26 protein-coding genes are annotated in these 25288 nt (G+C 58.7%); 14 read left to right on the top strand and 12 right to left on the bottom strand.

Annotation, left to right across the window (positions count from 1 at the left end; translation table 11 throughout):
- Positions 1-228 precede the first annotated feature (228 nt).
- Positions 229-1137, top strand: a complete 909-nt coding sequence (locus ACQZ6D_RS12155; protein ID WP_003511446.1) for a sensor domain-containing diguanylate cyclase — start codon at positions 229-231, stop codon at positions 1135-1137.
- Here the strand turns inward: ACQZ6D_RS12155 and ACQZ6D_RS12150 are convergent.
- Together ACQZ6D_RS12150 and ACQZ6D_RS12145 are read right to left on the bottom strand one after the other, a co-directional pair.
- Complete coding sequence (locus ACQZ6D_RS12150) at positions 1134-1769, bottom strand: aminotransferase class IV family protein (RefSeq protein WP_035199681.1); 636 nt, start codon at positions 1767-1769, stop codon at positions 1134-1136. The genes ACQZ6D_RS12155 and ACQZ6D_RS12150 overlap by 4 nt on opposite strands.
- 42 nt (positions 1770-1811) lie before the next feature.
- Positions 1812-3662, bottom strand: coding sequence for a M3 family oligoendopeptidase (locus tag ACQZ6D_RS12145; RefSeq protein WP_035199679.1), 1851 nt, complete (start codon positions 3660-3662; stop codon positions 1812-1814).
- Positions 3663-3831: 169 nt separating this feature from the next.
- Here ACQZ6D_RS12145 and ACQZ6D_RS12140 point away from each other — a divergent pair, with 169 nt between their 5' ends.
- A complete protein-coding gene (locus ACQZ6D_RS12140) occupies positions 3832-5376 on the top strand; it encodes a sigma-54-dependent transcriptional regulator (protein WP_035199677.1) in 1545 nt (514 codons plus the stop codon).
- 176 nt (positions 5377-5552) lie between these two features.
- Positions 5553-7460: a DUF882 domain-containing protein gene (locus tag ACQZ6D_RS12135; protein ID WP_003511441.1), complete on the top strand. Its 1908-nt coding sequence runs from the start codon at positions 5553-5555 to the stop codon at positions 7458-7460.
- A gap of 85 nt (positions 7461-7545) precedes the next feature.
- Here the strand turns inward: ACQZ6D_RS12135 and pyk are convergent, their stop codons facing one another.
- Positions 7546-8985 (bottom strand): pyruvate kinase, encoded by a 1440-nt coding sequence (gene pyk, locus ACQZ6D_RS12130; protein WP_003511440.1) that lies wholly within the window; start codon positions 8983-8985, stop codon positions 7546-7548.
- Positions 8985-9389: a DUF1036 domain-containing protein gene (locus ACQZ6D_RS12125; protein ID WP_370647635.1), complete on the bottom strand. Its 405-nt coding sequence runs from the start codon at positions 9387-9389 to the stop codon at positions 8985-8987. The genes pyk and ACQZ6D_RS12125 overlap by 1 nt, the downstream gene beginning before the upstream one ends.
- A gap of 273 nt (positions 9390-9662) precedes the next feature.
- On the opposite strand from ACQZ6D_RS12125, the gene ACQZ6D_RS12120 reads away from it, so the two are divergent.
- The 3 genes from ACQZ6D_RS12120 to ACQZ6D_RS12110 all read left to right on the top strand — a co-directional run bounded on the left by ACQZ6D_RS12120 (position 9663) and on the right by ACQZ6D_RS12110 (position 11181).
- Entirely contained in the window at positions 9663-10451 is a 789-nt protein-coding gene (locus ACQZ6D_RS12120; protein WP_035199675.1) for an N-formylglutamate amidohydrolase, read from the top strand.
- A 15-nt stretch (positions 10452-10466) separates the two neighbouring features.
- Complete coding sequence (locus ACQZ6D_RS12115) at positions 10467-10772, top strand: DUF1244 domain-containing protein (RefSeq protein ID WP_035199673.1); 306 nt, start codon at positions 10467-10469, stop codon at positions 10770-10772.
- Positions 10773-10923: 151 nt separating this feature from the next.
- On the top strand, positions 10924-11181 hold the full coding sequence (locus ACQZ6D_RS12110) for a DUF2312 domain-containing protein (RefSeq protein WP_006314683.1): 258 nt from the start codon (positions 10924-10926) through the stop codon (positions 11179-11181).
- Between the two features lie 69 nt (positions 11182-11250).
- Here the strand turns inward: ACQZ6D_RS12110 and ACQZ6D_RS12105 are convergent, their stop codons facing one another.
- The 5 genes from ACQZ6D_RS12105 to ACQZ6D_RS12085 form a co-directional block, all read right to left on the bottom strand.
- On the bottom strand, positions 11251-11871 hold the full coding sequence (locus ACQZ6D_RS12105) for a tetratricopeptide repeat protein (protein ID WP_003511434.1): 621 nt from the start codon (positions 11869-11871) through the stop codon (positions 11251-11253).
- A 100-nt stretch (positions 11872-11971) separates the two neighbouring features.
- Positions 11972-12097 (bottom strand): type B 50S ribosomal protein L36, encoded by a 126-nt coding sequence (gene ykgO / locus ACQZ6D_RS12100; RefSeq protein WP_003497670.1) that lies wholly within the window; start codon positions 12095-12097, stop codon positions 11972-11974.
- 139 nt (positions 12098-12236) lie between these two features.
- On the bottom strand, positions 12237-13325 hold the full coding sequence (locus tag ACQZ6D_RS12095) for a 5-(carboxyamino)imidazole ribonucleotide synthase (protein ID WP_448729986.1): 1089 nt from the start codon (positions 13323-13325) through the stop codon (positions 12237-12239).
- An 11-nt stretch (positions 13326-13336) separates the two neighbouring features.
- Positions 13337-13804: a 5-(carboxyamino)imidazole ribonucleotide mutase gene (purE, locus tag ACQZ6D_RS12090; protein ID WP_034501985.1), complete on the bottom strand. Its 468-nt coding sequence runs from the start codon at positions 13802-13804 to the stop codon at positions 13337-13339.
- Between the two features lie 154 nt (positions 13805-13958).
- Entirely contained in the window at positions 13959-14162 is a 204-nt protein-coding gene (locus ACQZ6D_RS12085; protein ID WP_003511431.1) for a YdcH family protein, read from the bottom strand.
- Positions 14163-14398: 236 nt separating this feature from the next.
- Between ACQZ6D_RS12085 and ACQZ6D_RS12080 the strand changes: the two genes are divergently transcribed.
- A complete protein-coding gene (locus ACQZ6D_RS12080; RefSeq protein ID WP_003511430.1) occupies positions 14399-14575 on the top strand; it encodes a YdcH family protein in 177 nt (58 codons plus the stop codon).
- 100 nt (positions 14576-14675) lie between these two features.
- Here the strand turns inward: ACQZ6D_RS12080 and ACQZ6D_RS12075 are convergent, their stop codons facing one another.
- On the bottom strand, positions 14676-15440 hold the full coding sequence (locus tag ACQZ6D_RS12075; protein WP_003511429.1) for a sulfite exporter TauE/SafE family protein: 765 nt from the start codon (positions 15438-15440) through the stop codon (positions 14676-14678).
- A gap of 103 nt (positions 15441-15543) precedes the next feature.
- Here ACQZ6D_RS12075 and ACQZ6D_RS12070 point away from each other — a divergent pair, with 103 nt between their 5' ends.
- The 6 genes from ACQZ6D_RS12070 (at position 15544) to ACQZ6D_RS12045 (ending at position 22261) form a co-directional block, all read left to right on the top strand.
- On the top strand, positions 15544-16197 hold the full coding sequence (locus tag ACQZ6D_RS12070; protein WP_003511427.1) for a thiamine phosphate synthase: 654 nt from the start codon (positions 15544-15546) through the stop codon (positions 16195-16197).
- Positions 16198-16205: 8 nt separating this feature from the next.
- A complete protein-coding gene (locus tag ACQZ6D_RS12065) occupies positions 16206-17306 on the top strand; it encodes a tetratricopeptide repeat protein (protein ID WP_019564913.1) in 1101 nt (366 codons plus the stop codon).
- Between the two features lie 164 nt (positions 17307-17470).
- Positions 17471-18271, top strand: coding sequence for an inositol monophosphatase family protein (locus tag ACQZ6D_RS12060; protein ID WP_003511424.1), 801 nt, complete (start codon positions 17471-17473; stop codon positions 18269-18271).
- Between the two features lie 200 nt (positions 18272-18471).
- Positions 18472-19491: a hypothetical protein gene (locus ACQZ6D_RS12055; RefSeq protein WP_035199661.1), complete on the top strand. Its 1020-nt coding sequence runs from the start codon at positions 18472-18474 to the stop codon at positions 19489-19491.
- 2 nt (positions 19492-19493) lie between these two features.
- A complete protein-coding gene (locus tag ACQZ6D_RS12050; RefSeq protein WP_035199659.1) occupies positions 19494-20525 on the top strand; it encodes a peptidoglycan -binding protein in 1032 nt (343 codons plus the stop codon).
- An 89-nt stretch (positions 20526-20614) separates the two neighbouring features.
- The gene (locus ACQZ6D_RS12045; RefSeq protein ID WP_448729956.1) at positions 20615-22261 is read left to right on the top strand and encodes an FAD-binding dehydrogenase; all 1647 of its coding nucleotides are present in this window, start codon (positions 20615-20617) and stop codon (positions 22259-22261) included.
- Between the two features lie 11 nt (positions 22262-22272).
- Here the strand turns inward: ACQZ6D_RS12045 and ACQZ6D_RS12040 are convergent, their stop codons facing one another.
- Positions 22273-24072, bottom strand: coding sequence for an ABC transporter transmembrane domain-containing protein (locus ACQZ6D_RS12040; RefSeq protein ID WP_013761837.1), 1800 nt, complete (start codon positions 24070-24072; stop codon positions 22273-22275).
- Between the two features lie 261 nt (positions 24073-24333).
- On the opposite strand from ACQZ6D_RS12040, the gene rpmE reads away from it, so the two are divergent.
- A complete protein-coding gene (gene rpmE / locus ACQZ6D_RS12035) occupies positions 24334-24555 on the top strand; it encodes a 50S ribosomal protein L31 (RefSeq protein WP_003506183.1) in 222 nt (73 codons plus the stop codon).
- A gap of 152 nt (positions 24556-24707) precedes the next feature.
- On the opposite strand, the gene rcdA is transcribed toward rpmE, so the two are convergent.
- A complete protein-coding gene (gene rcdA, locus ACQZ6D_RS12030) occupies positions 24708-25223 on the bottom strand; it encodes a protease adaptor protein RcdA (RefSeq protein WP_003511419.1) in 516 nt (171 codons plus the stop codon).
- Positions 25224-25288: the final 65 nt, after the last annotated feature.

Here is a 25288-nt window from a genome sequence, read left to right as displayed (position 1 = left end):
AAGCCCGGGATGCGAAAGTTGTGACGGGTTGGTGTGTGGTGATCCCGTTCTGCGCGGTTGCGATCCGGCGAGATTGAAGTCGAGACCTTCCGACCGCATTCTTCCCCTTCGCATTTTAGAGACTACGTTTATAATCAAGTTCTTCTTTTCGTGTATATGCCCTAGGGCTTGGGGGCTTTTGCAAGATGACGAAAAGGGGGCTTTTCGTCATCACAGGAGTGTTGCCTGTTGAATAGTCTTATCGAGCGTGTCGCAGCGCTTCAGAGCGCCACCCCCGTTCTTATTGCACTTTACGATTCCGAAGACCGGTTGCGGCATGCCAACCCGTCGTTTCGGCAGAGCTTTCAGCTTGCCGACGATGATTTTTCGACCTGGGCGGAAATCATGCGCTTGAACCACCGTCTGCGAACCGGCGTGGTCGTCAGAAACAGCGATTTCGAGGGCTGGCTTTTGTCGGCGCAGTCCCGGCGCGGCAAGCTGCCGTATCGTGCCTTCGAGATGGACATGTATGACGGCCGCTGGTTCTGGATGACGGAGACGGTGCAGCAGGATGGCTGGATGCTGTGTGTCGCAAGCGATGTCACCGAATTGCGCCAGGGCTACAGAACCCTGCGGCAGGACCGGGATCTGGCGGTGCGCGCCTCGCAGACCGACGAATTGACGGGAACGGCGAACCGGCGTTTTGTTTTCGCCAAACTCGCGCTACAGGTGGAGCGGGTCGGCAAGGGGCTTGAAGCACCCTTTTGCCTTTGCACGCTCGACATCGACTTTTTCAAGCACATCAATGATCGTTTCGGCCACAAATGCGGCGATGCGGTGCTGCGCGATTTTGTCGGGATCGCCCATTCCGTCGTCCGGCGGGTGGATTGTTTTGGCAGGATCGGCGGTGAGGAATTCATGCTCATCCTGCCGCGCAGTTCGGTTGTTGAGAGCCGGGAGATCGTCGAGCGGCTACTGCAAAAGGTGCGTCTTTCCAGACCTCTGGCCGAGTTTCCGGATTTTTCCTATAGCTGTTCCGCTGGAATGACGACCTATCGGATGGCAGAAAGTGCCGACGATGTTTTCATGCGCGCCGATCAGGCGCTTTACGCTGCCAAGGAAAAGGGCCGCGACCGGCTTTTGGCGGTGACGGTTTAGACCAGCTCCGCCGCAATCAGCCCATGCAGCGAATTTCCCACGAACAGCCGTCGACCGGCAATATCCTCCGGCTTCAATGCCTGCCCGCGTGCCTTGCGCTGGCGGATGAGATCGGCACGCAGAACGCCCGGCAGAATACCGCTGTCGAGCGGCGGCGTCAGCAATTGCCCGTCCGGCATTTCGACGAAGATGCTGGTCGATGATCCCTCGCACAACTCGCCGCGCTCGTTGAGCAGCAGAACCTCGTCTGCATCCCCGGCTGAAAATTCGGCGCGGGCGGCATCATAGGGTTCCCGGCGCGATGATTTGTGGCGATAGAAGGTGTCGGTGGAATCAAGCCTGGTTTGCGTCGCGATGCGGATCCGCCAGACGGTTCCCTCCTGCAACGGCCGAAACTCGGCCGTTTCGATATCGAGCTCACCCTTGTAGTTCATGACCAGCTTCACGCAGAGCGGACTTTCGCCGCCCACCTTCTTCTCCAGTACCTGAACCGCGTTGACCGGTGCTCGGAAACCGAGCGCATCGGCTGAGCGCAATAACCGGCGCATATGCTGGTCAATGCGCTGAAAACCCGATTGCGGCTCCCAGCGCAGCGTTTCTCTCAAGGTCAGATCGGCGGGTTTGCGTTTCATTGCCTTTGCTCGTCGCCTGTCATCGGTATTTTTCGGAGGCAATCAGGCCTGTTTGCTGTCAAGCGCTTCCAGTTCGTCGATCAGCCCTTCGATCATGGCAAGACCCTTGTCCCAGAAGGAAGGGTCTGTCGCATCGAGGCCGAATGGTTTCAGAAGTTCCGAATGGTGCTTGGTGCCGCCTGCTTTCAAAAGCTCGAAATATTTCTCCTGAAAGCCGGTCTCGGCCTTCTGGTAAACGGCATACAGCGAGTTCACCAGGCAATCACCGAAGGCATAGGCATAAACATAGAAGGGAGAGTGGATGAAATGGGGGATGTAGGTCCACCAGGTCTCATACCCTTCGGAAATCTTGATCGCCGGGCCGAGGCTCTCGGCCTGAATGGAAAGCCACAATTCACCGATCTGTTCGGAGGTCAACTCACCCTGCTTGCGGGCGGTGTGCAGCTTGCGTTCGAATTCATAAAACGCGATCTGTCGCACGACCGTGTTGATCATGTCCTCGACCTTGCGGGCGAGCATGGCCTTGCGTTCCCTGACGTCCTTCGTGTCGTCAAGCAATTTGCGGAAGGTCAGCATTTCTCCGAAAACGGAGGCAGTTTCGGCAAGCGTCAGCGGCGTCGCGCACATCAGCGCGCCTTGGTCGCCGGCCAGCACCTGGTGCACGCCGTGGCCAAGCTCATGGGCAAGCGTCATCACGTCGCGCGGTTTGCCGAGATAGTTGACGAGGACATAAGGATGGGCCGAAGGCACGGTCGGATGCGCGAAGGCGCCCGGCGCCTTGCCGGGCCGGGCGGGGGCGTCGATCCATTGCTCATCGAAGAACCGGCGGGCAATATCGGCCATCTCCGGCGCAAAATCACCATAGGCGGACAGCACGGTGTCCTTCGCCTCATCCCAGGGAATTATCGTATTCGATGTATCGGGAAGCGGCGCGTTGCGGTCCCAGTAGTTCATCTGTTCCATGCCGAGCCATTTCGCCTTCATGGCGTAATAACGATGCGAAAGGCGCGGATAGGCGTTTTTCACGGCGGCAGCCAGAGCGTCTACGACCTCGCGCTCCACACGGTTTGCCAGATGGCGGCTGTCGGCGATGTCTTCGAACTTGCGCCAGCGGTCGGAAATATCCTTGTCCTTGGCCAGTGTGTTGGTGATGAGGGTGAAGACCCGCAGATTATTGGTGAAGGTGGTGCTGAGCGCCTGCGCTGCCTTCTTGCGAGTTTCCGGCTCCGGCTCCTGAAGCATATTGAGCGTTACTTCCAGCGAAAGGCTTGCGCCGTCTATGTCGAAGCGCAGGTCGGCCATCGTCTCATCGAACAGGCGGTTGAACGCGCTGGCACTCGTCATCGATTTTTCGAGGAATAGCTGTTCGAGCTGGTCATCGAGCTGGTGCGGCTTGTCCTTACGCAAATCCACCAGCCACGGCCTGTAGTGCCCAGCTAAGGCATCGTTTGCCATGCAGGCATCCATTACGGCGTCGTCGATGCGGTTCAGTTCAAGCGTAAAGAACAGCAGATGGGCGGAAATATCCGTCAGTTTCGCCTGGGCGTCGCCGTAAAGCTTGCCGTTTGCCGGGTTGGAGGTATCTGAAAAATACGTCAGCCCCGCAAAGGAACCGATGCGGCCGATAAGATCGTCCAACGCTTCATATTCCTTGAGAGCAGCGCCGATGCCGTTGGCGCCCGTCGCCTTTGCAGCGTCTTCAAGCTTGCCCTTCCATTTATCCTCGAAAGCCGCCGCCAGCGCCGCCGCCTTCTCAATGTCGCCCTTGTATTCCGGCGAATCGCCCGAGGGATAGAGATCCGAGAGTTTCCAGCCGGGCAGGTCGCCAAGGGCAGGGCCGGAGGTTTCGGCAAGCGAAAATACGGGGTGCGGTGTTGGGCGATTGAGGGTCATCGAACGCGTCCTTGTCGTTATGCCTGCGCAGCATATGGGGCCTTTGTTTCCCGCAGCAATGGATAAAATGCAAGCAAATCTCAAAACTGGATGTTCAAATCTCCCGTGCCAGAGTGCGCCACAAGGGACCGCATGACGCAGGTCCATAAACCGGAAACCGGAGCCAAAAATGACCGCGCATGTTCTCGTGATAGACGATGATCCCGTCCAGCGCCGCCTGCTCAAAAATGCGGTGGAACGTTATGGGCATCTGGCCTTGCTTGCAGAAAACGGCAGGGCGGGGCTGGAGCTGCTCAAGCAATATAGCGGCGAGATCAATGTTGTCGTCCTCGACCTGATGATGCCGGAAATGGATGGCCTCGCCTTCCTGAAAGCCGTTGGCGAACTCGGCACCGACGTCCCGGTCATCGTCCAGACGGGGCAGGGCGGCATCGATACCGTCGTGCAGGCCATGCGCGCCGGCGCCTTCGATTTCGTCGTCAAGCCGGTCTCGCCGGAACGGATCGGCGCCGCCATCTCCAATGCCCTCAAGCTCGACAGGAGAGAGGCAAAGGCCCGCACGGGCAGGCGCGGACGGAGCAATGCCGTGAATTTTACTGATATCGTTTCCGCAAGCCCGGCCATGCTGAGGGTGATAGAACTGGCGCAGCGCGCCGCCCAGTCCAGCATTCCCGTGGTACTGGAAGGCGAATCCGGCGTCGGCAAGGAAATGGTCGCCCGTGCAATCCAGTCGGCTGGCGACAGGGCGAACAAACCATTCATCACCGTCAATTGCGGCGCTATCCCGCACAATCTGGTGGAGAGTATTCTTTTCGGTCACGAGAAGGGCGCTTTTACCGGAGCCACGGAAAAACACGTTGGCAAGTTCATGGAAGCCGATGGCGGAACGCTGTTCCTCGATGAAATCGGTGATCTGCCGCTCGACGTGCAGGTAAAGCTACTGCGGGCGGTTCAGCAGGGCGAAATCGAAACTGTCGGTTCCGCGCGTGTGCAGAAGGTGAATGTCCGCCTGATTTCCGCCACCAACAAGAATCTCATCGAAGAGGTGAAGGAAGGCCGCTTCCGCGAGGACCTGTATTATCGCCTCAACGTCTTTCCTATCACCATTCCGGCGTTGCGCCGGCGCAAGGAGGATATTCCCCATCTGGCACGGGTGTTCGCGGAGCGTTTTTCGGTGGAACAGAAATTGCCAAATCCCGTCGGCCTCGATGCTAGCGCGCTGGCACTGCTAACGGCCTATGACTGGCCGGGCAATATCCGCCAGCTTGAAAATGCGGTCTTCCGCGCCGTCGTGCTGTCGCAGGGCGAGGAACTGGCTGATTCCGATTTTCCGCAAATCGCGCTGCAATTGCCAGAATTCGCAGGTGGGGACGATGCGGGTGAGTCGATCCGGTCGCCGTCTGGATCGTCGCTGAAACTCGCCGCATATTCTCCGCCGCCGCCGGTCGCCGAAAGTCACGCCATTCTGGATGAGGCGTCAGATATTTCCACCACGATATACCGGGGAGGAAACCTGATCTCCAGCATGGACGACTCAGGCAATATCAGGAAGCTGGCCGAGATCGAAGAGGAGCTTATCCGTTTTGCCCTTCGTTTTTATCGCGGGCAGATGAGTCAGGTCGCAAGGAAACTTGGTATCGGCCGCTCGACGCTTTATCGCAAGCTGAAGGACTATGGCATTGATCCGGACGATCCGTTGCGGGATGCGGCCTGATTGCACAAACCGCCTGTTCGACGGCAGATAGCAAGATTCGTTAACTTCTGAGCAAGGATATCCGCTTACCGTCTATAAACCTCTTGTTAGTGGCTGATTCACTATATAGAGGAAGGTTGCATCTGTGTGGCAATTTTGCCATCGTGTCACCGTATTTGACGTTCATTTGAGGCAATGTGACAGAAATTGTCTTCCAGGCGGGGATCGAATTGCCATATCTGCATCGAAATATCGCGCTGTCGACCAAGATCGCGCGCGGCTTGATCAAGGATATATGCACGAAGCTGTCGGCACGCGCTGTCACTTTTGCCTGCTTGATGCTCGCCGCAATGCCATTCGCAGGTGTCTCGGCGACGGAAGCTTTCGCCGAAACGCGCAGTCTCAAACTGTATTATATCCATACACGCGAGAAGGCGGTCATAACCTTCAAGCGCAACGGAAAATACGACCAGAAGGGTCTGCAGGAGCTGAACCGCTTTTTGCGTGACTGGCGTCGTAACCAGCCGACGCGGATGGATCCGCGTCTTTTCGATCTTGTCTGGGAAGTCTACCGCCGCAGTGGCGCGACCGATTACATCAACGTTGTGTCGGCCTTCCGTTCGCCTGAGACTAACGGCCTCCTGCGCACGCGCACCAAGGGCGTGGCGGAAAAAAGCCAGCATATGCTCGGCAAGGCAATGGATTTCTACATTCCGGGCGTGAAGCTTTCCACACTGCGCGAAATCGGCATGCAGATGCAGATTGGCGGCGTAGGTTTCTACCCGACCTCGGGTTCTCCCTTCGTGCACATGGATGTCGGCGGCGTTCGTGCCTGGCCGCGCATGAGCCGTCAGGAACTCGTGCGTATCTTCCCCAAGGGCAATACGCTGCACGTTCCTTCCGATGGCAATCCGCTTCCCGGTTATGAACAGGCCTTGGCTGACTACAAGAAGCGCGTCAATTCCTCTTCCATTCAGGTTGCTTCCAGCGCCGGTGCCGGCCCTGCGTCCTCCGGTGGTGGCGGCAAGCGCAAGACACTGTTGCAGGCGCTCTTTGGCGGAGGCGACGAGGATGAAGATCCCGATAGCATCGCTACGCCGCAGCCCGCAGAACGTCCGGCTGTCGCTCGCCCTGCAACGCCACCGCCTGCTGCACCTGAGCCAGAACCGACGATCGCCGTTGCTTCCGCCCAACCGCTTCCCGGTGTGAGCACTGCGCCGCTGCCCATTGCACGTCCAGCTTTCGGCAACCAGCCTCCGGCCAATACGGGCCTTGCCACCGCGCTTTATTCTCCAGCCCGTAATGCGGCGCAGGATGCACTCCAGGCTGCGACAACACCGACGCCAACCTCTGCTCCGGCCGAGCGTCAGCAGTTTGCCGATCTGGCTGAGGTATCCGTGCCTGTGCCGACGCTTCTTGGGCCGCGTGGCATGCGTGGCGACGCTGAAGGATCGATCCTGACCGCATCCGCAGATGGTGCGACACCCGCAGCGACGGGCGAACTTGCGTCTATTCCGGTGCCGGCCAATCGTCCGGCTGTGGCGGAAGCCCTGCTGGCACAGGCCAATGCTGATCCGGAAGGCGACGAAGATCTCGCCGAAGAGCGGAAAGATACGCTTTCGCCGACTGTGGTTGCTGCTCTGGAACAGAGCGGTCAGGCCGCCCGTTCGCAGATCAATTCCGCTACCGTGCCGACAGCCGCGCCGTTCCCGGCTGCCGTCAACCACAAGGTTACAGTCGCGCCCGCCGAAACGGCTAAGGCTGAGCCAGAGGCAGGTTTCGGTGACGCCTTTGATCTGAAACCTTCCATCAATGGTGGGCTGACGGCCGGCTTACCGACCAAGGGCTCACGCCCGAGCAGGCAGGATGCCGCCGTTTCCCATCAGGCCATGGTCGGCGGTGGTCGTCTGACGCAGGATCTGATCTCTGACTGGGCGCTCAACCAGAACAAGGGCTCGACCGGCCGTTCGGTGAAGGCGCCGCGCGTCGTCGCCAACCGTATGCTCAGCCACGACATGTCGGCTTCCGCCACATCGGCTAGCTTCAAGCCCGGTGCAGCGGCGATCGAGTCCAGCCGTTTCAGCACGCCGGTGAAGATGCACTGAGCCCCGCTTTCTGCAATGCGGCCGAAAGGCCAACAAAAAACCCGCCGGTGACGGCGGGTTTTTTATTATGCTTGATATCGCGATATCAGACGCCGCTCTGGCCGTCCGAACCGATATAGGCGATGCGCACCATGTTGGTCGCGCCCGGGGTGCCGAGCGGCACGCCGGCGGAGATGATGATGCGGTCGCCCGGCTTGCCGAAACCTTCGGACACGACGATGCGACAAGCGCGGTTCACCATATCGTCCAGATCGCTGGCGTCACCGGTAACCACGCAATGCAGGCCCCAGACGACCGACAGGCGGCGTGCGGTCTGGATGATCGGCGAAAGCGCAATGATCGGAACCTGTGGCCGCTCGCGCGCGGCGCGCAGACCCGTTGTGCCGGACGAGGTGTAGGTGACGATCGCGGCGAGCTTCAACGTTTCGGCAATCTGGCGGGCAGCAAGCGAAATGGCGTCTGCACCCGTCGCTTCCGGCTGTGGGCGCTGCGCGTAGATGATGTTGGAATAATAGGGGTCCTGTTCCACCGTGCTGGCGATGGATGCCATGGTCGATACGGCTTCGATCGGATAATCGCCGGAAGCGGACTCGGCCGAGAGCATGATGGCGTCGGCGCCTTCGAATACGGCAGTCGCAACGTCCGAAACTTCCGCACGGGTCGGAACCGGAGCTGTGATCATCGATTCCAGCATCTGTGTGGCAACGACAACCGGCTTGCCGGCACGACGGCAGGCGCGGGTCAGCTGTTTCTGGATGCCCGGAACTGCTTCCAGCGGCATTTCCACGCCGAGATCGCCGCGTGCGACCATCAATGCGTCGGAAAGCTCGATGATTTCTTCGATGCGCTCAATAGCCTGCGGCTTCTCGATCTTGGACATCAGGCCAACGCGACCGCGCGAAATCTTGCGCACTTCGGCCAGGTCTTCCGGGCGCTGAACGAAGGAAAGGGCAACCCAGTCCACTTCGTTGGTTGCAAGAACGGCGTCGAGGTCGACGCGGTCCTTGTCGGTCAGAACGCCGACGCCGAGCAGGGTGTCGGGCAGGCTAATGCCCTTGCGGTCGGAAATCCGGGTGCCCGAAACAACAGTGGTGACGATGCTCTTGCCGTCGCTCTTCTCAGCGCGCAGATGCAGCTTGCCGTCATCGATCAGCAGGCGGTGGCCAGGCTTGACCGCTTCGAGAATTTCAGGATGCGGCAGGAAAACGCGGGTGTTGTCGCCGGGCGTATCGTTATTGTCCAGCGTAAACGTCTGGCCGGGAACGAGATCAACCTTGGTCTCGGCAAATTTACCGACGCGCAGCTTGGGACCCTGCAAGTCGGCCAGAATGCCGATGGGACGGCCGTTACGGCTTTCGACGGAGCGAATACGCTCAATCAGCGTCCGCATCACGTCGTGGCTCGCATGGCTCATGTTGATGCGGAAGAGATCGGCGCCGGCCAGATGCAGCTTTTCGATCATTGCCTCGTCGGAAGAGGCGGGGCCGAGAGTTGCAAGAATTTTGACTTTGCGGTTACGCTTCATCAGTTTTGATTTCCCTGTGTGCCTGGCGTATCGGAAAGCTGGACCATCCAGCTGCCCTGTCTGCCCGTGTCATATTCCTTGAAACCCATTCTCTGGAAGCTGCGGGCATAACAATCGTCTACGCCGGCGATTTTGAACTCGTTTTCCGCCACGCACATGTTGACGTCACCGGTCCAGCGGCCGCCGTGAGCGGCGTCCTCGGCATAAAGATAATAATAACGCGACTGCAACTCACCCTCTATCAGCGTTGCGCAGGTAGAGGAGGGGACCTGCCACCAACCTTCACTGACCCAGCCGTCCTGCGCCCGGTAGCCGATTGCGACCCCCACGAGGTTTTGCGTGCTGTTGCAGACGCGGAAATCCGCATGCGCGGCCTCCACGAAGACAAACGGGGTCAGAAACAATGCCGCTGCGGAGAAAAGACGGGCAAGATGCCGAAAGTGGCGAGGAAGAGCGAGAGATGACTGAGTCACGGCTTCCATCCGGATTCCATGGTTATAATGAACACACTTCTTGGCGTGGCCGCCAAAGAAAGTCAACGCGAGTTTAATCGATTATATTGTTCGTGGGATCGTGAGTGCGATAAGGTAGATGGCTGTTCTGTCGCCGAAACTTGCGCCCGGCCTCAAGCCATGCCATCAAGCTTTTCTCCTCAATCCTGCCCCAGAAAATTATCGATGAACGACTTCATACCCTATGAAATCATAGAAGGCGATTATGACAAAGGCATGGTTCTTCTGGCGGACCATGCCATGAACCTCCTGCCGGCACACTACGGCAAACTTGGCCTTCCGCAAACCGCTTTTCATCGTCACATCGCATTTGATATTGGCATTGAAGGGCTGACGCGCTCTCTTGCGGCCCGCCTCGGCGTGCCGGCCGTGCTTGGACGATTTTCGCGCCTCCTGATCGACCCCAATCGCGGCGAGGACGATCCGACCCTTATCATGAAGATTTCGGACGGGGCGATCATCCCCGGCAACCACCCGATTTCGGATGATGAATGGCAAAGACGGATCGAGTTTTTTCATCGTCCCTATCACAATGCCGTCGATCGCGTGCTCACCGGTGTAGCGCAGTCGTCGGGGGAAGCGCCGCTTGTTCTGTCGCTGCATTCGTACACGCCGTTCTGGAAAGAAACACCGCGTCCCTGGCATGCGGCGGTTCTGTGGGACACGGATAATCGTGCGGTCGATCCGCTTCTGGCGCATCTGCGCGCGACCGGCGACATTCTCGTTGGTGACAACGAACCCTATGACGGGGCGCTGAAGGGCGATACAATGTATCGCCATTGCATGATGAAGGGCATACCGCATGCGCTTCTTGAAGTTCGGCAGGATTTGATCGCGGATGAGGAAGGGATTGCCGAATGGTCGGACCGGCTCGCTCCCATTTTCGCCGCAATGAACGACGATCCCATTTTGCATGAATATGAGCTGTTCACCTCTCGCACCGGCCCCTACTGAGCCTGGAGCTGCCCCATGACGACACCGAATGACAAACAGCAGATTGAATTCGAGGCCGCCGCATTTCGCCGTCTCGTCGAGCATCTTCGCGAGCGTCACGATGTGCAGAACATCGACCTGATGAATCTCGCGGGCTTTTGCCGCAATTGCCTTTCCAACTGGTATGGGGATGCCGCTAACGAGGCCGGCGTTGCACTCACCAAGGAGCAATCCCGGGAAATCGTCTACGGAATGCCCTATGAGGAGTGGAAGGAAAAATATCAGGCGGAGGCGAGCGACGCCCAGAAAGCTGCCTTTGAGCAGAACAAGCCAACGGAATAACCCCCGATCGACGGAAACGACTTGACGTGAGGCCCGTCAGTGGGCAGGTCACAGGCCGGAATTTTTGCTGCCCGGCTGGCGGCGACCGGCGAAGGCTTCGCCTGGATTTAATGAACAAGGCTCACCCGAGCTGCTACCAATGAAGGATGATATGATGGACGAAACGAGCACCACCGAAACCGTCGCCGCCGCCGAACTGCGTCAATTCATCGAGCGCGTCGAGCGTCTCGAAGAGGAAAAGGCCGCCATTCAGGGAGACATCAAGGATGTCATGGGTGAGGCGAAGGGTCGTGGCTACGATACCAAGGCGATCCGCACCATCATCCGCCTGCGCAAGAAGGACGCCAACGAGCGTATCGAGGAAGAAACCATTCTTCAGACCTATATGGCTGCGCTTGGCATGGAATGATCGGTTGACGGTCCCACAATGAAAAATCGCCGCTTTTGCGGCGATTTTTGTTTGGATCGTCTGCGATATTCAGCTGCGAGTGCCAGCCAGCTTTTCAGAAAGGTCAGCGGCCTCTTTGCGGGCGTCCTTGTCCGCGGGATAGAGCGCGAGATAGCGTTCCCAGGCTTTCAGCGCCAGATCGTCACGGCCTGAGGCTTCGAGGATGTTTGCAAGGCTCGCCAATGCCGGAAAATAGCGCGGCTCCTTCTCCAGCGTCAGATTGATATCCGCCATCGCCTTTCGGGTGTCGCCATCCGCAAAATGCACCATGGCGCGGCGATAGGGCGCCTGCACGTAGTCCGGATCGAGTAAAATAGCCTGGTCGAGAAAATCGTAAGCGGCGGCGTTGCGCTTCTCGTCTGCGGCTTCGCCTGCCCATTGCATCAGGAGATTGATTGTCGCGCTGCCGGAATCGTTCCATTCGGAAGCGATCTGGTTGGCAATGCTGCGCGCCTTGACCGCATTCCGCTCTTTTTTCAGCGATGCGAAAAGACTGTCAACTGTCTTTGCAGGTGAAGGCGCAGCCTCCAGGGCTGCGGGAGGCTGACCATCTGCCGCATGACCAAGGGACGCCATTCCTGAAAGCAGGAGGCCCGAAAGCAGGAAACCCTGAGCGACGATGATAGCCGTGCAAAAACGATTTGGGCGCATGGGTTAAAGCTTAACCCGACTGCGCCCAATATCAAATGCAAAGTTCTGCACTGTCAACAAAGTGATCCGCGATGTGATCGCGAACCGCAGTGGCACTCAATCAGCCCTGACGAGCCTTGAAGCGCGGGTTCTGCTTGTTGATGATGTAGACGCGGCCCTTGCGGCGAACCAGGCGGTTATCGCGATGACGGGCCTTAAGCGCTTTAAGCGAATTCTTGATTTTCATTTTACTGGTCCGCAGTTTTGCACGGCTTTTACCGTGCTTATTCAAACAATCAAAAGCGCGCAACGGGGCGCGCTCTTTTCGGTTGGCAGGCAAATACCCGTTTGACCCCTGCCTGTCAACACTTCCAGACGTCTTTGCCTTAAAAGACTGAGGCTTTTCCTGTGTGCAAAAGCTCGGTCACATGGCCCATCTTGCGGCCAGGCCGTGCTTGTGTCTTGCCGTAAAGATGCACGAGACAGTCTTTTTTCGAAAGCCATGCTGGCACATCGTTGATGTCATCGCCGATGAGGTTCGTCATGACGCAATCCGAATGGCGGGCCGTGCTGCCGGGGACAAGACCGGAGACGGCTCGTATATGCTGTTCGAATTGCGAGACCACGCAGGCCGCTTCCGTCCAGTGGCCGGTATTGTGCACGCGCGGCGCCATTTCATTGGCAACGAGCGAACCATCGGTCAGGACGAAAAACTCGATGCCGATCACGCCGACATAGTCGAGCGCAGCCAGAAGCTTTTCCGCCGATTGCACGGCAACCGCCTTCGCCGCATCGGAGAGTGCTGCCGGCACCGTGGATGTATGCAGAATGCCGTTCAGATGAATGTTTTCGGCCGGATCGTAGCAGGTAACGGTGCCATCCCTGAAACGGGCGGCAATGATCGAGATTTCCCGCTCGAAAGCGACGAAGCTTTCGAGGATGAGCGGCACGCCACCGAGTGTTGCGAAGGCGCCTGCGATGTCCTCACCACCCTTGAAAAGCCTCTGGCCCTTGCCGTCATAGCCCATGCGGCGGGTTTTCAGCACACCCTTGCCACCAAAAGCGGCCAATGCCGCCTCCAGTTCTTCCTGATTATCCACGGCGCGGAAATCGGCGGTCGGAATGCCGCAACCGTTGAGGAAGCGTTTCTCCGTCAGCCTATCCTGCGAGGCGCTGAGAGCCTGCGGCGGGGGATAAACGGGAACAGAAGCGCTCAGCGTCTCGGCTGCGGTGACGGGTACGTTCTCGAATTCGTAGGTCACGACATCGCAAAGGCGAGCGAGTTCCGCAAGCGCCGTCTCGTCACCGTATTCCGCGACGATCTGGCTGTTGCAGACCTGCGCCGCCGGACAATCGGCTTGCGGTTCGAGAACGATGATGCGGTGGTTGAGGCGTGCGGCGGCCATTGCCAGCATGCGGCCAAGCTGCCCGCCGCCGATGATGCCGATGGTGAGATTGTTCGTATTCATCGTCATGTTAGAGGCTGTCACTGGGCGCTGTCCATGGGATATTCGGCAACGGCCGCTGACTGGCGCGCGCGCCATGCATCGAGCCGGTCTGCCAGGTCCTCGTCGCCCAGCGCCAGAACCGCAGCTGCCAGAAGTGCGGCATTGATAGCGCCGGCCTTGCCGATGGCAAGCGTTCCGACGGGAATGCCAGCGGGCATCTGGACGATGGAATAGAGGCTGTCCTGCCCGGACATCGTCTTGGATTGTACCGGGACGCCGAAAACCGGCAGCGGGGTCATGGCGGCGGTCATGCCCGGCAGATGGGCGGCGCCGCCGGCACCCGCGATGATGACCTTGAAGCCTTCGTCTTTCGCGCCATTGGCAAAATCATAAAGGCGATCAGGCGTGCGGTGGGCGGAAATGATGCGGGCTTCGTATTCCACGTCCAGCGCATCCAGCGTATCGGCGGCATTCTTCATGGTCTCCCAGTCGGACTGGCTGCCCATGATGATGGCGACGGGGGGTGTCTCTGCTGTCACTTCGCTTCTCCGGCTTACAGCATAGGCGCAAAAATCGATTTTGATTTCTGCAAGGCACGATGCGTAAATTCAATAGATTAGAGCGTCTCTCGTGCATCCGGCAGGAAGCACGGAAGCCACTCTAGGCAATGATATCGGGAATGACCTGATCTTCGATCTGGGTCATCTTGTCCTTGACGGCCAGCTTTTTCTTTTTCATGCGTTGTATTCTCAGCGCATCGCAGTTGGTCTGGATCATCGCGTTGATCGCAGCGTCATAATCCTCATGCTCCTGGCGCAGCCGCGCCAGCGTAAGCCTGATGTCCGCCTGGTCCTGATCGGGCATCTTGTCATCCCCATTTTATGCCAGCCGGAGAGCCTCCGGCGCGTATGTCATCGGTTCTCGAGCCTCTATCATCAAATCGCGGTAACGGGAAGTTATCCCTTGCGACCAAATTGCCCACTTATTGCCTTCATTTCGCCTTCGACAAGACCAACGATCCATGTCACATTGTCGTCGCAAACCTGAAACTCCAGCGATGGAGAGCTGGAGGTAGGCTTAAAAATGGAAGGACGTGCCGCATGACCATTCAGGCTCATATTGCATCGCTCGAAAAGAAACACGGTGCTCTGGAGGAGGAGCTCGAAAGTATTCTTGCTTCCCCGTCCTCTGACGATAGAGAGATCGCCGATCTCAAACGCCGTAAACTGCGCCTGAAGGATGAACTACAGAGGCTTCGCGCCTCCACAAGGCATTGATTGATGCCATTCCCCAGCCTTCGATGAAGGACTGACGGATTCTTTTTCGGCCCTGGCGGTACGTGCGTGCTGCCAGGGCTTTTTAGTGGCCGCCTTGGGTCTAGAAAGGCAGCCCGTCCCACAGCAGTTTCAGCGCCGCGATCAGCGCCATGGTATACATCAGCGGGTAGAACACTGATGGTTTCAGATATTTCACCACCCTTGCGCCGGCAAGCGTCGCCAGCATTGCCACCGGCAACAGGCTGGCCGATGTCTTGAGGTTGGTGGCATCAAGCGCGCCGAGCGCGAAATAGGGAATGAGCTTGATTGCATTCATGATCGCGAAGAAACGCACGCTCATGCCGGTATAGGTCTTGGGATCGAGCTTCAGCGGCAGAACATAGATCTGGAAGGGTGGGCCACCCGCATGGGCCACGAAACTCGCATAACCGGACAGGCTGGACCAGAGTGTTGCAGCCACCGGACGCTGCGGTCTGGCCGGAATCTCCTGCCCTTTGCGGCTTTTGAAGCTCTCCTGGAAATAACGCAGTACGAACAGGATCGTCACCGAGGCGACGACGAGGCGCATGGCGTCTGCCGAGATGAGGCTTGAGGTCGCCCAGCCGAGAGTAATGCCGGCAATCGCGCCCGGAAGCATGATGAGGAGCGTTTGCCGGTGGTTGTGGTGCCGCCAGGCCCATAGCGCCACAAGATCCATCACGATCAGGATCGGCAAGAAGATTGCCGCCGCCTGCACGGGCGGGATGGCAAGCGCCATCAGCGGCACGCCCATCAGTGCCAGCGCACCGCCCAACCCGCCCTTGGAAAGGCCGACAAGCACGACTGCGGGGATGGCGACGAGGAAAAAATGAAAATCGGTCAGCATGGATGAAGGTTGATCCTTTCGCCGGTCCGGTCTATCGGATTTATCATATCAAAACGAGTGCAGATAACGCCGAAAGTGTCTTCTGCCTGAAATGGACGAACCGATGACCAAAGTTGATAACCGTTGCCGCCTTGTTCTGATCGTCCCGCAATTGGACGACGCGCAAAAGCAGGCGACAGAATTGCAAGAAGCACTGCGAGGCGGCGATGTGGCTTCGGTCATCATTCCGCAATATGATCTGGATGACGCCACTTTCCAGAAACGCGCCGAATTGATCGTGCCGATGGTGCAGGAGGCTGGTGCCGCTGCCCTTATCGCGGGCGACAGCCGCGTTGCGAGCCGGGTGAAGGCGGATGGCCTGCATGTGGCGGGCAATGCCGAGGCGCTTGCGGAGGCCGTGGAAAATTTCGCGCCGAAGCTGATCGTTGGCGGTGGCAATGCCGATGATCGGCATAAGGCTCTGGAGATGGGTGAGTCCAATCCGGACTACGTGTTTTTTGGAAAGCTCGAAGGCGACATCAAGCCGGAAGCGCATCCCAAAAATCTGGCACTCGGCGAATGGTGGGCATCGATGATCGAGATTCCATCCATCGTCATGGGCGGCACCGATATCTCGTCGGTGGTTGCCGTGGCCGAAGCCGGCGTGGAATTCGTGGCGATGCGCAGCGGCGTTTTTGACAATGCCTCGGGTGCTGCCCAGGCCGTTTCTGAAATCAACGCGTTGCTTGACGAAAAAGCGCCACGGTTTGACGGTTGATACAGGCGATGTTGATGCGCTCGGTTCACGTCTGCCTTTCTATTTCGCTGCTGGCGCTGTCTTTAGGCGCGCCGGCGGGCGTTGCTTTTGCCCAATCCGGACCGCAAAGCGAAAGCAACGCGCTTTCCCGCCAGTTGGAGGATGAGGCGCAGCCTTCCCGTCAGGGCAGGGTGCAGTCCGAAGAGCAGAAGGACTTGCAACCGTCGCAGGGCGTCAACGTCTATCAGCGCATGGGCGCGGACCTGCCGGCCTTGCCGCCTGAAAAGGAGTTCAAGGGCCGGGTGGATGAGGCCTATGGGCATTTCCAGCGCGGCGAATATGTCCAGGCGCTCGACAAGGCGCTCAACCGTGCGCAGAACGGCGATGCGGCCGCCCAGACGCTGGTGGCGGAAATGATGTCGCGTGGTCTCGGCATCGCCCGCGACGAAAAGACCGCGGCCTTCTGGTACCAGCAGGCGGCACAGGGTGGCGATCCCGTCGCGATGTTCAAATTCGCCCTCATTTTGATGGAGGGCAAGTTCGTTACCCGCGACAAGGCGAAGGCCGACGATTACATGCACCGTGCGGCGGAAGCCGGCAATGCTTCGGCTCAGTTCAACTGGGGGCAGATACTGGTTTCGGAAAATCCCGGCGTAAAGGGATTGCTGATGGCCATGCCGTATTATGAAAAGTCCGCCGAGCAGGGCATTGCCGACGCGCAATATGCGGTGTCGCAGATCTACCACTCGGTCAAGGATGTGCCGGCCGAAAAGAAGGCCAAGGCGCGCGATTGGCTGACGCGGGCCGCAAAGGCAGGCTACGATACCGCGCAGGTCGATCTCGGCATCTGGCTGGTCAACGGTTTTGGCGGCGAGCGAAATCTGGATGAAGGCTTCCGCTGGCTTTACGGTGCTGCGCAGCGCGGCAATGTCGTGGCGCAGAACAAGGTGGCGCATCTTTACATTCAGGCGCTCGGCACACGGCCCGATCCGGTGGAGGCGGCCAAATGGTACGTGCTTTCCCGCCGCGCCGGGCTGAAGGATCCGTCTCTCGAGGATTTTTATCTCGGGATCACCGACGAGCAGCAGAAAAAGGCTATCGAGGCGGCAAATCGTTTCCGTCCGATGTGATGCAAGGCCGGTTGTTCGGCGCCAGCGTGCATGTGCAGGCTTTTTGCCTTGAATTTCCGCGCGTTTTGTGGTCTTGAACCGCAAACTTTCAATTCAAGAAAATAATGACGTTCCTGCCCGGCTAGCTTGCGGGTGGTTCGCAAGCTTTCCAGGAAACAAATTCGATGGCACGTTCAGCCCTTCTCAATGTGATGGTTCAGGCCGCCCTCAAGGCGGGTAAGTCTTTGTCGCGTGACTTCGGTGAAGTGCAGAACCTTCAGGTTTCGGTCAAGGGACCGAGCGATTTCGTATCGCAGGCGGACCTCAAGGCTGAAAAGATCGTGCGCGACGAGCTGATGAAAGCCCGCCCCACCTACGATTTTCTGGGTGAGGAAGGCGGCGAGGAAAAGGGCAGTGATGGTGCGCATCGCTGGATCGTCGACCCGCTGGATGGCACGACCAACTTCCTGCACGGCATTCCGCATTTCGCCGTTTCCATCGCGCTCGAGCGTAACGGAGAAGTCGTAGCCGGCGTGATTTTCAATCCCGCGACCGACGAACTCTACACCGCCGAGCGTGGCGGCGGCGCGTTCCTTAACGATCGTCGTATCCGCGTTGCCGCGCGGAAGGCCTTGACGGATTGCGTCATCGGCTGCGGTGTGCCGCATCTCGGTCGCGGCAATCACGGCAAATTCCTTGTCGAACTTCGCCATGTCATGGGTGAAGCAGCCGGCATCCGCCGCATGGGTGCTGCAGCACTCGACCTTGCCTATGTTGCAGCAGGTCGCCTCGACGGTTTCTGGGAAGCAGAGCTTTCGCCGTGGGATATGGCGGCCGGTCTGGTGCTGATTCGCGAAGCTGGCGGGTTCACCTCCGACGCCAAGGGCGGCGCGGATATCTTCGGCAGCGGCAGTGTTGCTGCCGGAAACGAATATATCCACAAGGCACTTGTGGAAGTTGCCAACCGTCCGATTCCGGGTCGTTGATCGATTTCGGCAGAAAACCTGCCGTTTAATCCAGGTTTTAGGCGCCCGGCGAACTATCGCCGGGCGTTTTTGTTTTTTCGGTCTTCGGTCAAGCCGGCTTTCGTGAAATGCCTGTGACGAAAGACAGGCTTTTCGCTTCAAATCGTCGCAATTTTCAAATAGCGTCCGGTTGATACGTGACCGAAGGGAATGCGAACGTTATGGCGGATTCGGAGTTGCTCGATCTCGGCGTGGAGAAGCCGGTGACCACACGGCAATACAGCCACAAGCTGTCCAGCCCCACACCGTTTCTGTGGACGATGGTTCTGTTTCTGATCCTCGTCGGCTTTCTGGCGGCCATTCTTTACCGGCAGGCGCACACGGCCTTCATGACGAATCCGGGCTTGAACGGCTTCATTCTCGGCGTTCTCGTCATCGGCATCATTCTGGTATTCACCCAGACCATGAGCCTGCGTTCGGAAGTCCGCTGGTTTAACGCATTCCGGGCCGCCGGCAGCGCCGAGAAAGTCGGCCGCGCTCCAAAACTGCTGGCCCCCATGAGCACGTTGATCGGCAAGCGTGGCGAAGTCCGGCTTTCTGCAGTTACGCAGCGGACAATTCTCGATTCCATCGCGACACGCCTTGATGAATCGCGCGATACTTCACGTTATCTTGTCGGCCTTCTGGTGTTTCTCGGCCTGCTCGGCACCTTCTGGGGTCTGATCGGCACCATCGGCGCCATCAGCAATGTCATTCAGTCGCTCGATCCCAGCGCCGGCACCAGCAACGATATTCTAAGCTCGCTCAAGTCCGGTCTCACCGCGCCGCTTTCCGGCATGGGAACGGCGTTTTCCTCGTCGCTCCTCGGCCTTTCAGGCTCGCTGATCCTCGGTTTCCTCGATCTTCAGGCCGGCCGTGCCCAGAACCGTTTTTACACCCAGCTCGAAAACTGGCTGTCGTCGGTGACGGATACGTCGGCGGATGGGCCAAAGGAATTCAACGCTGAACCCGGCGCAATGGTCAGCACTGAGCGCTCGCTCGCCGCCATGACGAGTCTTGCTGAAGGCATTCAAGGTCTGGTCAAGAACATGCGCAGCGAGCAGCAGATGTTGCGTGACTGGATCGAGGCGCAGCAGGAGGAATCGAAATCGCTTCGCCGCACGCTCGACCGGTTGTCGACACGTATCGACGGCGAGACAAAATCCTCCGGACGCACCCGGCACGATAACGGGAGCGAGTAGCCATGGCGCTTGCGCGCAACCGCCGCCGCGACAGGGGTGTGGATTATTGGCCGGGTTTCGTCGATGCGCTGTCGACGCTGCTCATGGCCATCATGTTCCTGCTGACGGTCTTCGTGCTGGCGCAATTTGTTCTGTCGCGGGAAATTAGTGGCAAGGACGAGGTGTTGACCCGCCTCAACAGCCAGATTGCCGAATTGACCGAACTTCTGGCCATGGAAAAGGGCAGCAAGCAGGATATCGAGGACGCGCTGGCGAGCCTGCAATCAACCCTTGCCGCATCTGAAAGCGAGCGCTCACGCCTGCAGTCGCTTCTCGATGCGGGATCGGGCAACAATGCAAGCGCCAATGCCCGGATTGGCAGCCTGACCGGCGAGCTGGATGACCAAAGACAGGCCAATTCCCGCGCCTCCGCACAGATCGAATTGCTCAACCAGCAGATTGCGGCGCTCAGGGCGCAGATCGCATCGGTGGAAGCCGCCCTGCAGGCGTCGGAAGCCAAGGATACCTCATCACAAGTCAAGATCGCCGATCTCGGCCGCCGTCTCAATGTTGCGCTGGCGCAGCGGGTTCAAGAACTCAACCGCTATCGTTCTGATTTTTTTGGGCGTCTGCGTGAAATCCTCTCGGATCGCGAAAACATTCGCATCGTCGGCGACCGCTTTGTCTTCCAGTCCGAAGTGCTCTTTCCATCCGGTGGCAACGACCTCAATCCGCAAGGGCAGGCGGAGATGGAGAAGCTGGCGGCCGCGCTGATCGATCTTGCCAAGGAAATCCCCACCGAGATCAACTGGGTTCTGCGCGTGGATGGCCACACGGACAATGTCCAGCTTTCCGGGTCCGGCCGCTTCCGTGACAATTGGGAACTTTCCTCGGCACGCGCAACCTCCGTGGTGAAGTTCCTGATCTCCAAGGGTGTTTCGGCCAACCGGCTGGTCGCTGCCGGTTTCGGTGAATATCAGCCGATTGCCGAAGGCGACACGCCGGAAGCACGCCAGCAGAACCGCCGTATCGAACTGAAGCTCACCGAGCGTTGACACCTTAAGCCGTATCATAGCGGTTGCCTTGAGCTGCAAGTGAATTTACGTTCGCGTAAACGTAATTCTGTCGCATCTGGGAGGAGCTGATGGAGCGATATGATGTGATCGTTGTCGGCGCGGGGCTTGCCGGTCTGGTCGCAGCGACAGAGGCTGTTGAGCGCGGTTTCAGTGTTTGCCTTGTGGATCAGGAGGGGGAGCAGAACCTTGGCGGGCAGGCCTTCTGGTCGCTGGGTGGTCTTTTTTTTGTTGATAGTCCCGAACAGCGCCGAATGCGGGTGCGCGACAATCTCGATCTTGCAAGGCAGGACTGGTTCGGCTCCGCCGGTTTTGATCGCTTGGAAGATCATTGGCCGCGCCGCTGGGCGGAGGCTTATCTCAATTTCGCCGCAGGCGAGAAACGTGAATGGCTGCATCGGCTGGGCATGCGCTGGTTTCCCGTGGTCGGCTGGGCCGAGCGTGGCGGTGCCCTTGCTCATGGCCACGGCAATTCCGTTCCGCGTTTCCATGTCACCTGGGGCACTGGCCCCGGTGTGCTGGCGCCTTTCGTTGAAAAGGCAAAGATCATGACGGCAAGCGGTCGGCTCACCTTTCGGTTCCGCCACCGCGTCGATCATCTGGATATCACCGACGGCAGGGTGACGGGCATTTCCGGTGTTGTTCTTGCCAGGGATCCGGTGTTGCGCGGGCAACCAAGCAGCCGGGAAGAGAAGGGTGATTTTGTCCTTTCGGCCTCGGCGGTCATCGTCAGTTCCGGTGGCATCGGCGGCAATCAGGAACTGGTGCGGCGCAACTGGCCGTTGGAGCGGCTGGGCAAGCCCCCCGCGACCATGGTCTGTGGCGTGCCTGCGCATGTGGATGGCCGTATGATCGCTATTACGGAAGCAGCGGGCGGAACGGTCATCAATCGCGACCGTATGTGGCATTATACCGAGGGCGTGAAAAATCACGATCCGATCTGGCCGGACCATGGCATTCGTATTTTGCCCGGCCCCTCGTCTTTCTGGTGCGATGCGGATGGAAACCGGCTCGGAGCACCCGCGATGCCGGGCTTCGATACGCTCGGCACGCTTAAGATGCTGGGCGAACGCGGCAGCGGTCACAGCTGGTTCATTCTGACCAAGGCAATCATCAAGAAGGAATTTGCGCTTTCTGGTTCGGAGCAAAATCCGGATCTGACGGGCAAGGATGTGCGGCTACTGCTCAAACGGTTGGGCAAGGAGCCACCGGGGCCAGTGCGGGCTTTCATGGAACGCGGCGAGGATTTCGCCGTCCGTGATACGCTGGAAGAACTCGTGGCGGCGATGAATACCATAAACGGGGACAATCGGCTGAATATTGACCACATCCGCTATCAAATAGAGGCACGAGACCGGGAGATCGAAAACGGTTTCAGCAAGGATGCGCAGGTTACGGCGATCCACGGAGCGCGACGTTATCTTGGTGATCGGTTGATGCGCACTGCAAAACCACATCGGTTGCTAGACCCGACAAAAGGGCCACTGATTGCGGTGCGTCTGCATGTGTTAACGCGCAAGACGCTTGGCGGTTTGCATACGGACCTAGAGGCGAGGGTGCTGGACGCGGCCGGCAACCCTGTTCCGGGCCTTTATGCTGCCGGAGAGGTGGCAGGCTTCGGCGGCGGCGGCATGCACGGATATAATGCGCTGGAGGGCACATTCCTCGGCGGTTGCCTGTTTTCGGGCCGTGTCGCGGGGCGTTGCGTGCTGGCTTAAGCCCACACGGCTCACGCTTGAGCGCGCAGCTCGTCCGGCCCTGTCTGGAATTGCAGCCGGGCAAGTCTCGCGTAAAGGCCGTTCTGGCGGATAAGGCTCTGGTGCGTGCCTTCCTCGATGATACGACCCTCATCCATCACGAGAATGCGGTCGGCCTTCAACACGGTGGCAAGGCGATGGGCAATGACGATGGTGGTGCGGGTTTTCATCAGCTCATCGAGCGCCTTTTGCACCAGCGTTTCGCTTTCGGCGTCCAGTGCGGAGGTCGCTTCGTCAAGAAGCAGGATAGGGGCGTTGCGCAGGATGGCGCGGGCAATGGCGATGCGCTGGCGTTGACCGCCGGAAAGCGTTACGCCGCGCTCGCCCACCTGCGTGTCATAACCATCGTTCAGCCGGGCGATGAAGCTGTCTGCCTGAGCGGCGATAGCGGCCGTGCGCACTTCTTCGCGTGTCGCAGCCGGCCGACCAAATGCGATGTTATCGTGGATGGAGGAGGCAAAGATCGCCACATCCTGTGGAACAATAGACAGTCGCGCGCGCAGATCGGCAAGGCTAACATCGCGGATATCGACGCCATCGATGGTGATGCGGCCCTCCTGCGGATCGTAGAATCGCATCAGCAGCGAAAAGACCGTGCTTTTTCCCGCCCCGGAAGGGCCGACGATGGCGACGGTTTCGCCGGCATTGACCTTGAAGGAGAGGCCGGAGATGATCGGGCCACCGGTTGCGAGTGGATAAATGAAACCGACATTCTCGAATGCCGCTTCGCCGCGCGGCGGCTGAACCATCGAAACGGGTGCTGACGGCTCTGCAACGGGCGAGCGCTCGTTCAGCAGTTCGGAAAGCCGTTCAGCCGCGCCGCCCGCCTGCGCCAGTTCACCCCAGACTTCGGAGAGCTGGCCAAGGCCGCTTGCCGCGATGACCGAATAAAGCACGAACTGGCCAAGCGTACCCGCCGTCATGCCGCCGGACAAAACGCTTTGCGCGCCATACCAGAGAATGCCGACGACGCTGCCGAAAACGAGCGCGATGGCGACGGCGGTGAGGATGGAGCGGGCGCCTATCGCCGCCCGCGCACCCTGATAGGCTGCTTCTACGGAGGCGCCGTAGCGGGCATTCGCAAGCGCCTCGGCGTTAAAGGACTGCACTGTGCGGCTCGCCCCGATAGTTTCCGAGGCATAGGCGGCGGAATTGGCCAATGTGTCTTGCGTATTGCGGGAGCGGGCACGAACCGAGCGCCCGAAAGCAATCAAAGGAAAAACGATGAACGGGATGGCCAGGAGCGCAAGGCCGGAAAGGCCGGGGCTGGTATAGATCATCATCGCCACCGCGCCGCAACACATGATGATGTTACGCAGCGCAACGGAAGCTGAGGAACCGAACGCCGAGCGAATCTGTACGGTATCCGCGGTCAACCGAGAGGTCAGCTCTCCCGAGCGGTTGGCATCGAAAAACTGCTGCGACAGCGTGGTGAGATGAGCAAAGACATCCCGGCGCAGATCGGCAACGACCCTTTCGCCGATGGTCATGACATAATAATAGCGCATGGCGCTGGCGAGAGCGAGAAGGACGGCAATGGCCAGAAGCACGGCGAAGTAGCTGTTGATCATGCCACCGTCCGGCGTCTGGAAACCGTGATCGATGATACGGCGAACGGCAAGCGGCAAGGCGAGTGTCGTGGCGGAAGAAAGCACAAGCGCAAACAGGGCCGCTGCCATCAGGCCGCGATACCGCCTGAGATAGGGAAACAGGCCAAGCAGCGGCTTCAGGTTTCTCTGTTTAGCCGCTTTCTGCTCTTCAATGTCTGCCACGTCCGCTACACTCCTCGTTCCGTGCCGTTTTTCGGCCTTTTGCGGGTGAATTTCCGGCGCGCGGTAAAATTCTAGTCCCTGCGGCTATCTCCTTTCACAAGGGGATAGCAGGCTCTTGTTATCTGGGCGACCTTCATGTATAGGCTCCGCATCGAATTGGGAAGCCATAGCCCATCAGGACTATGGCTTCATTTATTGAAATGGCTCAGTTGACGCAATTGCGGCAAATGGACCGCACGTCACTTAACCAGGAAGATTGTCATGAAGGCTGATATCCATCCCGCTTATCACACGATCAAGGTCGTCATGACCGATGGCACCGAATACGAAACCCGCTCGACCTGGGGTTCGGAAGGCGCAGTCATGAACCTTGAAATCGACCCCAAGTCCCATCCGGCATGGACGGGCGGCAACCAGCAGCTTATGGACCGCGGTGGTCGCGTTTCCAAGTTCAACAAGCGTTTCGGCGGCCTCGGCCTCTAATCCACTTGTGGACGTATCATTTAAAAAAAGCCCGGTTTTACCGGGCTTTTTTGTTGTCTGTCGATCCGGTGAAACGAGCCCATTGTAGGCCAAAACAAAAAAGCAGGCCCATGAGCCTGCTTTTCAAATTGTCCGGATAAGGTCGTCTTTTCTCAGTTGATCGAGAAAGCCGTGCGCAGAAGGTTAAGCTGCGCCTGCACGCTGTTTTCGTTGTCAGGTACCTTGGTGGCTTCGGACGGGCGGTAAATTTCACGGTCGAGAAGGGCAACGCGGTTCTGGAGGCGGAGCGACCGCTCGATGAGGTCACGGAAGGACTCAGGCAGGTCGTTCCAGCCCGGAGCGTTCCGATCGACGTTGAAGCTGTCGAGCCGCACCTTGCTTTTTTCGCTGAGAACCTGATCGCGTGTCATCTCGCCATTGTTGACGGCGCGCTGCAGAAGCAGCCAGGACGCCATCTGCATCAGGCGGGTGGTGAGGCGCATCGATTCTGCCGCGTAAAGGACAGACGCCATGCGCGGCAGAACCTTTGAAGCGGTACGACCGGCTCCATCAAGATAGCTCGCCGTTTCCTCAACCAAGGTCATGCCTTCGGTATAGAGGGTCTTGAACTGGTTGGAAGCAGCCGCGCGACCCGCAAAGCTAATGGTATTTAAAACCTGTTCCGACATTTTCTTTAAATCCCTGCTCACGCACCACACTGTCAGGCAACGACGACCGGTAATATTTTGTTCCG

The sequence above is a fragment of the Agrobacterium sp. 22-3639C2 genome (assembly GCF_053522105.1).
This window is presented reverse-complemented; position numbering and strand designations above follow the sequence as displayed.